We start from the raw sequence: 14,120 nt of genomic DNA, 5'->3' as shown, positions 1-14,120 counted from the left end.
TGTTAATGAGTTTTAAAGGTAATCATTGATTGGTTTTTCTTAACCTGATTTGCCATTTAATTGTTTTTTAGGCGAACTTGTTTCTTGCCATAATACTTGGCGATGCATTTACACCATAAATGACTGGAATCGGTAGATATTTCCTCGTTAAATAGAAAGGCAGATTTTGTTTGAATGGCTGGAATTTCCACCGAGTCAAGATTATTTTCTTGTAGTGAAGTAAATCTAGCTTTTTGTTCCTTCGCAAATTGAACTGCTGTACCCGAACTGATTTCTGTGGCCATTAAATGAGCACTTTTACTAAAATGCATATTGGGTAAGATCAATATCATGATGAGCAATTGAACAGGGAATTGGGCCTTAGCGGGTATAGACCTTTGTAACTTTTGATGTAAAATAAAACTCAAAAAAGCAGAGCCCATTAACAAATACATAAATAAGAGACTCAAGGTGCGGTTCGGGATTCCCGTTTCGTCTAAAGCTAAGGAAATGGGTAAAAAACTCAAGTAGTACCCTAAGGTCAGGATACCAAAAATACCAAAGAAAAGTGACCAAGATATAGGAGAATCTTGTTTTCTCCCTGTTCCAAATAAAAGAATCCAAAGATTCATAAGCCAGAATAGGGGCTCTTTCAAAAATAAATAAAACTGAAGTAAAGCATTTTTAGCGGCATCGAATAAACCATCCACCAAGGCGATGTGTTTAGTGGCACGAATCGCGTTTCCTGGTGCCAACATGACCATGGCCAAACCAATCAGCCAAACCAATCCTAAAATCCAAAGTTCTGGTTCAATTCTTCTATTTTTAATGACTCGATAAAGTTGTAAACAACCAAAAACGGCTGAAAAGAATATCATGGTAATTTCACTACTTCCAATGAGTAGAAATAAAACCAGAGGCAAAACGAAAAAGCGTATCCATCTTGCTTTTTCGAAATAATAGAGGTTAAAAAATAAGATGACTAGTTGAAAAGATAAAGGATAGAAAAGACCTGAAAACCAAAAATACCATTCGTATAATCCAGGTAGGGTATACCAACCAATCGCTTGAAAAACGAGAGCACTCCATAAGACGGTAGGGGTCCACCAGGGTTTTTGAAAAATATTTTTAGCTAGATACAGCGTATTGGCTAAACTTAAACCCATGATCATGAAAGTGGCCCAAGTAAAATACCCAAAATCAGGACTAAAGATTAGGGGATTTAGGTGCAATATGACATTACCAAAATAGCGACCACTCCAACCCAAGTAATATTGATATGCTCCTCCCAAGATTCCATATTCTTTACCTACCCAAGCAAAACAAAAATCATCCGTAATATTGGGTCCATTGGCAATTGCCATACTTCCCATCAGGTATGCCATCATAGCCCAAAAAACGAAACCTAACAATAGGAGAACAACAGAATTTACATCCGTTTTAGAAGACAAGGAATTTGGTGTCATTTTCAAGGTAAAACCCAAACAGGGCAAAGAAAGGTTAAAAATACATATAAAAACAATAATATTAAGCCGCCAGCACCTTGATTTGCGTTTTGACATTCCTCCTTACCAAGCAAATAGGTTAATAATATATTCGTTTATTGAAAGCTAGGGAATGAATTAATTTAAAAATATTGATACCTTGTACACTGATTCTTAAATATATTTGTCAGTAATTTTTAGCTAGGGAAAGAAAATACAACTCCATGATTCATCGAATTTTAATTTTATGTTGCCTAATTAGTTTATGTTTCCAAACAGAATTGAGTGCACAGAAAATTGGTGATTTTGTATTCAATAAATTACCCCAGAATTATCACTTTTATCCCAGAGATGATAAAAACAAAGCGGATATCGTCATTGCTGCTGATATTACGAATAAATCCATTAGCGCCGTTTCAGTTAAGGTATTACGTAATGGAAACCTATTTAAATATGCCAAAAATGCCATAAGCGCTTCTAGTACATTTAAAAGCAACTTGAGTATAAATTCAGAGCTTGCCGAATATGACCTAGAAATTTACCAGTTTATTGGGCTTGATTCTAGTCTTGTAGTCAAAAGGAAAAACATTGTAGCAGGTGATGCCTTTTTAGTTAGTGGTCAATCAAATGCATGGATTGGGCCTATTGATGACAAAGTGTTTCAAGGAGAGTACCTCCGATCCTTTGGGGCTGTTCAAGGTTCTGATAATTATGGTCCTTATAATTTAGCAGATACACTTTGGTCTTTGGCCACAGATAGAGCTCGTGTGGGACCCTGGGTTTCAGAAATAGCCAAATACTTAATCGAATCAGAAAAAATCCCCTTTTGCTTTATTAATTCTGCAGCGGGTGGTTCGGATATTGACTTCCATTTACAATTGGATGGAGATTTAAAAGCACCGAATGGTGGCAATATTATGCTATATAAGGCCATGAAAGCTGGCGTTTTAGATAAGGTTCAAGCCATAATATACCGCCAAGGTGAAGCGGAATCCACCTTACCTGTGGGAAGTCCATTTGATTGGTGGTGGAAATTTGATCAATTAAAAACCAAATACAAGAAGTACTTTCCAAGTGCCAAATATGTTTTTTGCCCACAAACCAACGTCTACGAGTTTCAATATTCTCCGGCGGCTTTAGTCCGTGAAAATCAACGTGCTCAATACACGAACGACCTTTATGTCAAGTCTTTTGCTACGGTAGGCACTAAACAGTTTGATGGTCTTCATTATGGCAATGATGGCTATCGTCAAAATGGATTTGAATTATTCCGAATCATTTCGTCGGAAATTTATAAACGTCCTTGGGATAAACAGGTTTACAGTCCCAACGTGGTTAAAGCTTATTTCAAATCGAAAACAGAAACTAGAAAGTTGTACTTAGAGTTTGAGCAAGGCCAAATCATGGTCGCTCCTACCGATACCACCTTTCTTGACCCCACAGGAAAAACTCAGAAACGTAACATGAAGGATAATTTCTTTTACGATGGGATTAATGCGGTGAGTGCTTCAAAATTCATCGATAATATCGAGGTAGAAGGAAATAAAGTTATACTTAATTTGAATCAAGAGTATCCGAGCGAAATCATTAGTTATTTACCCGACTACTTTAGGGAGTTTTTAGCCTTCAATAAAACGCCTTTCCCTGGGCCATTTATTAGAAATAAAGCTGGAATGCGGGCATTTGCCTTTTCGTCTATCCCCATTGTACGCTTAGACCAAAACTTTGAATTCAGTATTGGCCCCAACCCGGCAGTGGATAAAATCACCATTCGTTGGCAAAATATGTCGACAGGCACATTAAAAATTTATGACATGAAAGGAAATGTGGTCTTTGAGGACACCTACCTTGCCGTATTTTTTAAAGATGTCGACTTGTCCAAATTACCTGCCGCCAATTACTTCCTAAGTACAACAGGACTAGACGGTTCTGCCATCACCAAGCGTTTAGCGGTAGTTAAATAATGTTTATTGGATTTCTTGGACGTCATTAATGAAAAAGCAATAATCATGTTTTTGCATCCCAATTTTAGGATAATATTCTTGGGCTGCTGGAGCTGCTAAAAGAATTAATTTGGCTCGAGGATGCATGTTTTTAACTTTTTTCAACAATTGCTTCCCAATTCCGTGATGTTGGTATGCCTCATCTACCGCTAAATCGGCTAAGTAAGTAGTAAAGACAAAATCGGTCATACCTCTGGCTAAACCTACTAATTTCTCGCCATCATAAGCGCCCACATATACATTAGCGTTGTCTAACATGAGTTGCATCGCGGCCACATCTTGCATAGGTCTCCTTTGGCCCAAAGTAGATTTCTCTAAAATTTCCATAAAATCCTCCACGGATAAAGAAGGATTTTCTTTATAGCTAATTACCATTTTATCAACATTTAATTTCTCCAAATCTACTTTTCATTGCTCAATCCTAATTTACCAAATTATTAAAAAATGAATACTCGGTTCATTTATATAAAAATGCTTGTAAATTGAGCTATCAAAACCTTTCACTATGAAAATCCATTTCTCCAAAAGCCTGTGCTTAGGCTTAGCTTGCGTATTCTTATCGAGTCTCGACTCATTCGCTCAAAGCACGAGCAAATTACAACAAGATTTACAGAAAAAGAGAGTCCGACTTCCCAATGGTTGGAAATTATCTCCTCACGGAAAATCAGTAGCATTAGGTGATTTACCTTTAAACTTGGCTGTTTCCGCGAACAAACAATGGATGGTAGCCACGAACAATGGACAAAGCATTCAAAGTTTACAATTAATTGATCTTCAATCCAATGAGGTTGTTCATAGCATAGAAGTGGCAAAATCTTGGTATGGATTAGCCATAGGATCGGATAATAAAACAGTTTATGCTTCTGGGGGTAATGACAATAAGGTTCTGAAGTTTGAGATAAACAATAAACAACTCATCGCCAAAGGGTCTATTTCTCTAACTGAAAAGGCCAAGGACATCATCTCACCTACTGGAATGGCTTTGGACGATGAACGTGGTATTTTATATGTGGTATCTAAAGATAATAACAAGCTTTATTTAGTGGATGTTCGCCAGAATAAAGTGACAGATACTTTCCCCTTACCTGCCGAAGGATTTACTTGCTTACTAAGTCCAAAACGTGATAAATTATACATTTCGATTTGGGGTGGTGCACAAATTTTACCCTTCAATTGCCAAACAAAGAGCTTTGACAAAGGCATAGCTGTTGGAGATCATCCGAATGAAATCCTATTAACTAAAGATGGTAACACCTTATTTGTTGCCAATGCGAATGATAATTCTGTCTCCATTATCAACACTCGCTCAAACCAGGTAATCGAAGTATTGAATGCGGCACTTTTTCCTAATGCCTTAGAAGGTTCCTCCACAAACGGATTGGCACTTTCAGAAGATGAGGAGCGATTGTATATATCCAATGCTGACAATAACTGTTTAGCGGTTTTTGAAGTAGAAAACCCAGGAAAATCGAAGTCGCTGGGCTTTATTCCAGTAGGTTGGTACCCAACGGCCGTGAAAGTGATTGGTAAAACAGTCTATGTGGCCAATGGGAAAGGATTTTCTTCATTTGCCAATCCTAAAGGGCCAAATCCACTCGCTAAAATCCAAAAAGTAACTTATCAGCAAGCAGATAACGAGAAAAAAGCCAAAGTAGAATACATTGGTGGTTTAATGAAAGGAAACATGTCTTTATTTCAAGAGCCATCAAGTGCTGAATTAGCTATTTTATCCAAAGCGGTTTATACCAATACTCCCTATAATAAGCAGATTGAACTTCAAGCCAAAGGAGAAAAAGGAAATCCAATCCCGACCAAAGTGGGAGGAAAATCACCCATCAAGTATGTCTTTTATATACTGAAAGAGAACCGTACCTATGACCAAGTATTAGCGGATGTGAAGGGAGGAAATGGCGATGTATCATTGCTTTTATTTGGCGAAAAAGTGACGCCAAATCAGCATAAGCTAGTGAAGGACTTTGTGTTGTTAGATAATTTTTATGTAGATGGCGAAGTGAGTTCTGATGGCCATAATTGGTCTACTTCTGCCCATGCTACTGATTATTTGGAGAAGACTTGGCCTACTGGATATGGCGGAAGAGGGGGTAAATATGATGGAGAAGGGAATCGGACAATAGCTAATCCAAAAAATGGTTTCATTTGGGATTTTTGTAAAAGAGCAGGAGTCTCTTACCGTACATATGGGGAGTTTGCAGATGATTTCAAACCCAATATCCCTTCCATAGAAGGTCACTTCTGCACAGATTTCCCATCCTTTGATCAAAAAATCATGGATACCTTACGTTTCAATCGCTGGAAAAAAGATTTTGATGCTTTACTAGCGAAAAACCAAGTTCCTCAATTCAATTCTTTACGCTTTCCAAACGATCATACCGAGGGTCAAAAATTAGGATCATATACCCCTACAGCCTTTGTTGCGGAAAATGATTATGCCATCGGTTTGTTTGTTGAACACCTTTCCAAATCAAAAATTTGGAAGGAAACAGCCATTTTTATTGTGGAAGATGATGCTCAAAATGGTTCTGACCACGTAGATGCGCACCGTACTACTGCTTATGTGGCAGGTGGTTTTGTGAAACGTGGTTATGTCGACCATACGCCATATTCAACTTCCTCGATGCTTAGAACCATGGAATTGATTTTAGGAATCCCACCGATGAGTCAATATGACGCTGCGGCCACTCCTATGTACAAATGCTTTACTTCCAAAGCCGATGTAAGACCTTTCCAACACATTGCTCCACAAGTGAATATTTTTGAAAAGAATGTAGCCGATAATGCCAGTGCTCGTCTCAGTGAAAAACTTGATTTCTCGAAAGAAGATGCCATCCCTGATCTAGTATTGAACCAGATTATATGGAAGTCGGTAAGAGGAGAGCATTCTGAGATGCCTGCACCTCGCAGAGCCGCTATTCTAAATACGAAAGAAGAAGAGGAAGATGAGGATTAAGGTTTTATTATACATTGCATTTGTTTTAATCTGTCAAAACGTGTCGCTATTCGCCCAAAAAACGGCTAGCGACACGTTACAAAATATCGTAGTTAGTGCTAGCAGAAAAGCTCAAACTATGCTACAAAGTCCTTATTCTACTCAAGTTTGGACAGATTCTAGTATCCGTCAAAAAAGCGCAAGAACGAGTCCTGAGCTATTGATGAATATGCCAGGAATCTTTCTTCAAAAAACCAATCAGGGTGGTGGATCCTTGTTTGTAAGAGGACTAACAGGTAACCAAACCCTATTGATGCTGGATGGAATCCGATTCAATAATTCTACCTTTAGATATGGGCCAAATCAATATTTAAATACCATTGACCCTTTTATTTTAGAGCGTGTAGAAAGTGTCATGGGCTCAGGGGCTGTACAATATGGATCTGACGCTTTAACGGGCGTGGTGCATTTGTATAGTCAAAAACCTCAGTTTAGTACTAAGCCTTTATTACAGGTAGGGCTTCAAAAAAGATGGGCGAGTAGCGACATGGAAAATAGCTACCAAGGGAAAATCATGTATGGCCAAAAAAACTGGAGTTTATTGGTGTCAGGATCGAGCAAAAAGTTCGGCGATTTAATTCGAGGCAACCAATTAGGAGCTCAAATACCAAGTGGCTATCAAGAGGGCTCATCCATGTTTAAATTTAGGCATCAAGCTACTAAGTCGTTTGAATGGGAGATCGGTTACCAGCACATGGTTCAAAACAATGTCCCCGTTTACCATAAAATCGTATTAGAAAACTTTGCCATCAATGAGATGGAGAAACAAAAATATGAACGAGTTTATTGGAAAGGGACGGCCATTACAAAACATGCATGGGCGCAAAAAATAACGGGAATAGTGGCCTATCAATCTAGTCTTGAAAAAAGAAGAGCCCAGAAAAATGCAAGTCCCATGTTACGAGTAGAATCTGATCAAGTCGATACTCGAAGTCTCAGTATCGATGTTGAAAGTCAATGGACAAAGCATTGGTCCTCAAATTCTGGCTTTGAAATGTATCACGATGGAGTAGGCAGTTCACGTTTGGATATAAACCAATCCTCTCAAAAGACGATTCCGATGAGAGGACTCTATCCTGACCAATCCAAGTATGAACAAAGTTCTGTTTTTACGCTACACCATATCCGATTAAACCAATTTCAGGTTGAATTAGGCTTACGTTGGCATCAGGTAAAAGCTACTTTGCCAGATACCACATTAGGTTTAAGTATCGTTCAAAACCAAGCCTTGGTATATACTGCTGGGATAAGCCGATTGATAGGTACCAACTCATCGGTCTATCTTTCTAGCAGTTCTGGCTTTCGATCTCCCAATTTGGATGATTTAGGTAGCTTAGGGATCGTTGATTTTAGGTATGAAAAACCAGCGTATCAATTAAAGCCAGAATATTCTTTGAACCTGGAATTGGGTTATAAATTTGAAAACTATCGATTCCGTCAACAAGTTTCCGTATTTAGAACTAGCCTGAGTAATTTGATCACCCGTGTTAAAACGACTACGGTCATTCAAGGTTATCCTGTCTATGAAAAAAGGAATGTAGAAGAAAGTTATTTGGCTGGAGGAGAATGGTCAGGAATGTATAAAATCAATACAAGAAGTGCTTTGCAAGGGCAATTATCCTATGTTTTTGGTCAAAATCTGACTCAGAATGAACCCATGCGTCGTATTCCCCCATTACATGGTTCTATTCAATACCTGATTCAAACAGGACGATTTACTTCACAAATTGAGCATGTTTTTGCTTTTAGTCAAGAACGCTTGAGTGCAGGAGATAAATCCGATAATCGGATGAATCCTTTGGGAACAGCTGGCTGGGGCGTTGTAAATTTACAAACGACTTATGCACGCAAACATTGGCAGCTAAGCCTTCAACTTCAAAACCTAGGTGATGTAGATTACCGCATGCATGGTTCAGGCATTAATGGCGTAGGGAGAAGCATTTGGGGGCAATTTCTTATTTCAATGTAGAATGAAGAATGTCTTGTCCTGATATAGGTTGAATTGAGGTTCGTTGTAAATAAAATTTAGTAGTTTCAAAAACTCCAAAGGCTTTCATTTTATAAAAATTAAAGGCCATAGTAAATGGTGTGATTATTGTAATTTGAATCAGCCCATAAAAAACTTCACTTAAAATTCAATTTTACGGTATTTCTTTTTTTTGAAAAAAAAGAAACAAAAAAACTTCTTTTCTTGTCGGTCATCAAAGGCGAATTTCGCTTCGCGAAACCGTGATTCACTACGCTATCGCCTATATTTTTGACGCCGACACACATCGCCTTTGCTTAGGTCAAAAACTCGTCTACCGCTTCGTTCATCATCTTTCGCTCGTGCTGACCGAAGGGAATTATAAATGATGAATGCCTGAATGACGTTGACCGTTGTATCTATTTTTGGATTCTACGTTTTAACAGTCGAATGTGTAATGTACATCGGTTCCGCTTAGCGGAATTCGTCTTAGGATTAACCGTATTTCTTCCGTTTTTTTTGTTTCTTTTTTTATCAAAAAAAAGAAATACCAAAGAAAGTTAAGCTTAAGGTCATGTCGAACGACAGATAATAAGGATTTCTTATGTTAAAGTTGGCTTCGAGAACCTCAGCCAACATCGAGAGACTCAGCCTACATTATTCGCAAACAATTACATTGTACATTCTAAAAACGAATAACTAAACCCTAATATCTAAACGGTTAATCCCAACGAAAGATGGGAACGCAGCATGAGCGAAGCGGCAGGCGCATCTTTGACCTCGTGCGTAGGCTAAAGCTAAGCGTCAAAGATTAAAGCCGTATGCGGAGTGACAATCGGTTCCGCGCAGCGGAATTCGTCTTAGGATTAACCGTATTTCTTCCGTTTTTTTTGTTTCTTTTTTTATCAAAAAAAAGAAATACCAAAGAAAGTTAAGCTCAAGCTCATGTCGAACGACAGATAGTAAGGATTTGTATTCTCATATTAAAGTTGGCTTCGAGAACCTCAGCCAACATCGAGAGACTCAGCCAGGGTCAATAAACTCAGCCTACATTATTCGCAAACAATAGTATTCTACATTTCTTACAGGATTCTCACTTTCTTCCCCTTAGCAATTTGTATTTCTTTGGAGGTGCCATTGACAAATAACTTGGTTTTCCCGCCAGGAACGCCTTTGATGTATAGTCGAACGACTTTACCATTTTTCCAAGCCATATCAATCTCAAATCCACCTCTCGCTTTGAGCCCTTTTACTTCTCCTTCTACTTTCCAGTCATCTGAGATAGCAGGAAGCAAATAAATTTTACTCATATCAGATTGTACTAACATCTCAGCTACGGCAGCTGCACCACCAAAATTTCCATCAATTTGAAATGGCGGATGTGCATCAAATAAATTAGGATATGTCCCTCCTCCACGACGGTATTCAATCTTTACGCCATCGGGTTCGACATATTTCAATAATTCACGATACATTTTATAGGCATGATTTCCATCTTTTAATCTAGCCCATAAATTGATTCTCCAGCCTTTAGACCATCCCGTAGTTTCATCCCCTTTGATTTCCAAAGTTCTTTTGGCAGCATTCGTCAAGGCGGGTGTATTTTCCACAGTCAAATGAGTGCCAGGAAACAAACCAAATAAATGACTTTGATGGCGGTGTGTTGGTTCTACATCTTCCCAGTCAAAATACCATTCTTGTAAATTCCCCTTTTTACCCACTTGATACGGATACAGCTTTTTTAGGGCCTCTTGTAGCTGTTGGCTAAAGGAAGGATCCTGTTTTAGTATTTTATCGGCTTCAATGAGATCTTGAAATAGCTCCCGAATCATGGCCAAATCAGCTGCTCCACCATAAGCTGTTTCTCCTTGGTAGCCAGTAGGTGTGATGAATCTATTTTCGGGAGAGGTTGAAGGAGATGTGATCAAATTTCCATTTTTGTCGGGGATTAACATCGCCAAACAAAACTCCGCTGCGCCTTTCATTAATGGATAAGCCTTTTCCCTCAAGAATTTATCATCCTTAGTGAAACTATAATGTTCCCATAAATGGCTTGCAGCCCAAGCACCACCCATGTACCAGTTGGCCCAGCTTGGTGAACCATTTCCAAAGTCGCCCACAGGGTTCGTCATAGCCCAAATGTCCGAATTATGATGTACAGTCCAGCCTGGAGCATTATAAAAGGTCTTTGCTGTAATTTTTCCCGTTTTCTCTAAATTTTCAATGAAGCTTAAGAAAGGAGTATGCATTTCCGACAAGTTGGTATTCTCGGCTAGCCAATAGTTTTCTTCCGCATTGATGTTCATGGTGTAATTACTACTCCATGGTGGTCGAATATGTGGATTCCAAAGACCTTGTAAATTGGCAGGTACACCCAAAGTTCTCGAACTTGAAATCAACAAGTATCGACCAAATTGAAAATATAAAGTTTCTAAATAAGGGTCTTTTTCCCCTTTGGCATACCTTCTTAAACGATCATCCGTAGGTAATTCAGGAGCTTGCTCCCCTCCTAAACGAAGATTCACCCTGTTGAAATACTTCTGATAATCCTGTATATGTCTAGCCCGCATTTCAACGACTGTTTTGCGACTTGCTACTTGCAATTGTTCTTGGGCAATGGCATCATCATTTAGACCTTGGCTTTGAGGATTTTTATCAAATCCATTAAAACTTGTGGCCAATGAAACTAAAATAGTTGCCTCGGTGGCGTTGGAAAGACTTACCGTACTATCTGTTCTACCTACTTGACCATCCGTAGATTGTAATAATACATCTGCCGAGAAGCGAGTACCTTGATTATCTCTGAAAATAATCGGATTACCTTCTTTCCTAACGTAATTTGGATCTGCCCGTACGGGAGCTACGCCTTGAAAGTGTAGGTGATTGATGGTAGATTTTGATTTATACCTTAATTTAGAACCAAATCTGACACTAAAATTGAGGCCTTTAGCTTGAGAACTTTTCAGGTGAATGACTAAGATTTTGTCCGGATAAGAAACAAAATATTCTTTTGAAATGGTCTGATCACCCGCATCATATTTGACAGAGGCTATGGCCTTCTCCAAATCCAACTCTCGGTAATAATTTTTTACCTGACTGGCTTTAAAATCAATGTATAAGTCGCCCAGTGGCGCATAAGATTCAGAAAATTTACCTTGAAGTTTTTTGACCAAAGAATCTGCCAATTTATAATTTTCTTGTTTGAGGGCCTCACGAACTGCAGGTAAGTGCTTATAGGCTTGAGGATTCATGTATGGATCCATGGGCTCCCCTGACCAAAGCGTGATATCGTTCAAATGAATTTTATCCGTATCTGTACCGCCATAAACAGTGGCACCAATCCGACCATTTCCTAACACCAGTGCTTCTTCAAAGTATTGAGCAGGCTTATTATACCAAAGTTTTAACTTCCTGACTGAAGATTTAGTTGTTGGTTCTGCTGCTAAATGAACAAATGATATTCCACTAAATAGCGCTAACAGTAAACTGAATTTTTTCATGAATTAATTTATACTTTATATTGAGCATTTACTCGTTTAACCACAGCTTTCATCTTTTCTAAACCTGTTTTAGCTACGACCAAGGGGTCTTGAGCATACAATTGTTTATTGAATAATTCTAAGGAAAGTACGACAGGTTGGGCACTTGGTTTTAATGCATGTACGATTTTATCTATGGGAGCTTCTCCATCGCCAGCGTATATTCGATCCGCGTCTTTTATTTGTTCTGGTTTGAGGCTCGTCACATAATCGTTGATATGAAAAATTTCGATGGAATTCTCTCCTACCAAATGAAGACTTTCATGACTAGAACCACCTTTATAAATATGGAATACATCCAATAATAATCGAGCTTTGGCATGTCCACTTTCTGCTGCAACAAAAAGCACATCAGCTACTCGGTGCAAATTTTTTGAATGTCCCCACATCTCCAATTGAGGAATAACATTCATTTGTTCCCCTAATTCCAAAATCGTCCTATAACGCTCTGCAGCGGCTTTTAAATTCAATCCTGCCTCAGTTGTGGCACCCATAGGAGGAGCAGCAGTTCGCTTGCAGCCAAGTTCTGCCAATATACCCATTTCACGTTTTAGTTGCTCTAAGCCCTTGGTCCGCGTGGTATTGTCATCTACTATCCATTGTGCAAATCCGATGCAATTTTCAATGCTTAAACCTAAATCTGAAATGCGTTTTTTTGCATCTGAAATGCTCCCTCCAGAGGCTAAATATTTCTCCAAAGTGGGCATCCAAATTTCAACTGATCTAAAACCAGCCTGAGAAGCCACTTCCAATTCTTTACTAAAGCCTAAGTTTTGGCCCATGATGGTACTTAGGTTCAAACTTAATCGAAATGTGTTTTTAGATGGGGTATTTTGGACTGTTGAAAGCTGAGGAACAAGCGCCATTCCTGCAGTAGTGCCTGATGCTTTCAATAAATCCCGACGACTCATTTTCATAGGTTATATAAGCTAGGTTAAAATCAGTTTACTTATCATAATTGCTGTCAAATTTGGCAAACGACTCGTAGATTTGTCAACTTAGATTTGTCAACTTTTTAAAAGTTGACAAATCTAAATCCAAACCTGAACAGATTCATATGATTAACAAATCTAGCCTAATATTGGATAAAAAAAAAGACCCTAACTTTCGTCAGGGTCTTTCTAAAATTGAAGTGGTAGAGCCCGGACTCGAACCGGGGACACACGGATTTTCAGTCCGATGCTCTACCAACTGAGCTACTCCACCTCAATTGCCCGATTGCTTTCGGGATTGCAAAAGTAGGAATATTTTTTAAAAATGGCAATTCCCCAAATAAAAAAAATGGAAAAAGCTTGGAATAAGCTTTCTACTTGCTGACCCCAACTCTTTTCCCTATTTTTGAAATATGATCCTAAGAACAGAAAATCTGGTAAAAAAATATGGCCAACGATTGGTCAATGACCACATTAGCTATCAGGTTGCCCAAGGAGAAATTGTTGGACTTCTAGGACCTAATGGTGCAGGAAAAACAACCTCTTTTTACATCGCCACAGGCTTAGTCAAGCCTAATGAAGGAAAAGTTTGGTTAGATGATTTAGATGTGACCCACCTACCCATGTACAAGCGGGCTAGGTTAGGAATTGGATATTTGGCACAAGAAGCATCCGTATTCAGAACATTGACCGTCGAGGAAAATATTTTGGCTGTGCTGGAAATGACTACCTTGACCAAAGCAGAACAAAAAGAGAAAACAGAATTACTCTTGGAAGAGTTTTCATTAACACATGTTCGAAAAAGCCTAGGGCAAGTGCTTTCTGGCGGAGAACGTAGGCGAACAGAAATAGCAAGGGCCTTGGCTGTAGACCCTAAATTTATCCTTTTGGATGAACCCTTTGCCGGTGTAGACCCCATCGCCGTAGAAGAGATTCAAAGTATTGTAGCCAAATTAAAATACCGCAACATTGGTATCTTAATTACCGACCATAATGTAGATGAAACTCTTTCCATTACAGACCGTGCCTATTTATTATTTGAAGGGAGAATTCTAAAAGCGGGTACTCCTCAAGAATTAGCCGATGATGAACAAGTTCGTCGATTGTATCTAGGTAAGAATTTCGAACTTAGAAAGAAAAACTAATAAGTGATATTGAATGTAGAATGAAGAATGTAGAATGTAGAAGGAAAAATGTAGAATTTCAATAT

Annotated in this window: 8 protein-coding genes and 1 tRNA gene; 4 read left to right on the top strand and 5 right to left on the bottom strand. The window is 38.6% G+C overall.

The features are described 5' to 3' along the window. Positions 1-56: 56 nt before the first annotated feature. Positions 57-1,367: a DUF6056 family protein gene (locus tag G9H65_RS02425; RefSeq protein ID WP_166373756.1), complete on the bottom strand. Its 1,311-nt coding sequence runs from the start codon at positions 1,365-1,367 to the stop codon at positions 57-59. Positions 1,368-1,687: 320 nt separating this feature from the next. On the opposite strand from G9H65_RS02425, the gene G9H65_RS02420 reads away from it, so the two are divergent. Beyond that, positions 1,688-3,427, top strand: coding sequence for a T9SS type A sorting domain-containing protein (locus tag G9H65_RS02420; RefSeq protein WP_166373755.1), 1,740 nt, complete (start codon positions 1,688-1,690; stop codon positions 3,425-3,427). A gap of 3 nt (positions 3,428-3,430) precedes the next feature. Here the strand turns inward: G9H65_RS02420 and G9H65_RS02415 are convergent, their stop codons facing one another. Continuing rightward, on the bottom strand, positions 3,431-3,841 hold the full coding sequence (locus tag G9H65_RS02415; protein WP_166373754.1) for a GNAT family N-acetyltransferase: 411 nt from the start codon (positions 3,839-3,841) through the stop codon (positions 3,431-3,433). Positions 3,842-3,971: 130 nt separating this feature from the next. On the opposite strand from G9H65_RS02415, the gene G9H65_RS02410 reads away from it, so the two are divergent. Both G9H65_RS02410 and G9H65_RS02405 read left to right on the top strand, forming a co-directional pair. Further along, positions 3,972-6,434, top strand: a complete 2,463-nt coding sequence (locus G9H65_RS02410) for a bifunctional YncE family protein/alkaline phosphatase family protein (protein ID WP_166373753.1) — start codon at positions 3,972-3,974, stop codon at positions 6,432-6,434. A gap of 40 nt (positions 6,435-6,474) precedes the next feature. Further along, on the top strand, positions 6,475-8,442 hold the full coding sequence (locus G9H65_RS02405; RefSeq protein WP_166373752.1) for a TonB-dependent receptor domain-containing protein: 1,968 nt from the start codon (positions 6,475-6,477) through the stop codon (positions 8,440-8,442). A 1,079-nt stretch (positions 8,443-9,521) separates the two neighbouring features. Here G9H65_RS02405 and G9H65_RS02400 read toward each other — a convergent pair. The 3 genes from G9H65_RS02400 to G9H65_RS02390 all read right to left on the bottom strand — a co-directional run bounded on the left by G9H65_RS02400 (position 9,522) and on the right by G9H65_RS02390 (position 13,184). After that, positions 9,522-11,939, bottom strand: a complete 2,418-nt coding sequence (locus G9H65_RS02400) for a glycoside hydrolase family 95 protein (protein ID WP_166373751.1) — start codon at positions 11,937-11,939, stop codon at positions 9,522-9,524. An 8-nt stretch (positions 11,940-11,947) separates the two neighbouring features. After that, positions 11,948-12,895 (bottom strand): sugar phosphate isomerase/epimerase family protein, encoded by a 948-nt coding sequence (locus tag G9H65_RS02395; RefSeq protein WP_235927443.1) that lies wholly within the window; start codon positions 12,893-12,895, stop codon positions 11,948-11,950. 216 nt (positions 12,896-13,111) lie between these two features. After that, positions 13,112-13,184 (bottom strand) — tRNA-Phe (locus G9H65_RS02390). Between the two features lie 139 nt (positions 13,185-13,323). Between G9H65_RS02390 and lptB the strand changes: the two genes are divergently transcribed. After that, positions 13,324-14,055, top strand: a complete 732-nt coding sequence (gene lptB / locus G9H65_RS02385; protein ID WP_166373750.1) for an LPS export ABC transporter ATP-binding protein — start codon at positions 13,324-13,326, stop codon at positions 14,053-14,055. The last annotated feature ends 65 nt before the right edge of the window (positions 14,056-14,120 follow it).

Source organism: Aquirufa ecclesiirivi (assembly GCF_011250515.1).
Classification (GTDB): domain Bacteria; phylum Bacteroidota; class Bacteroidia; order Cytophagales; family Spirosomataceae; genus Aquirufa; species Aquirufa ecclesiirivi.
The sequence above is the reverse complement of the archived record's forward strand: the minus strand, read 5'-3'. Positions and strand labels throughout refer to the sequence as shown.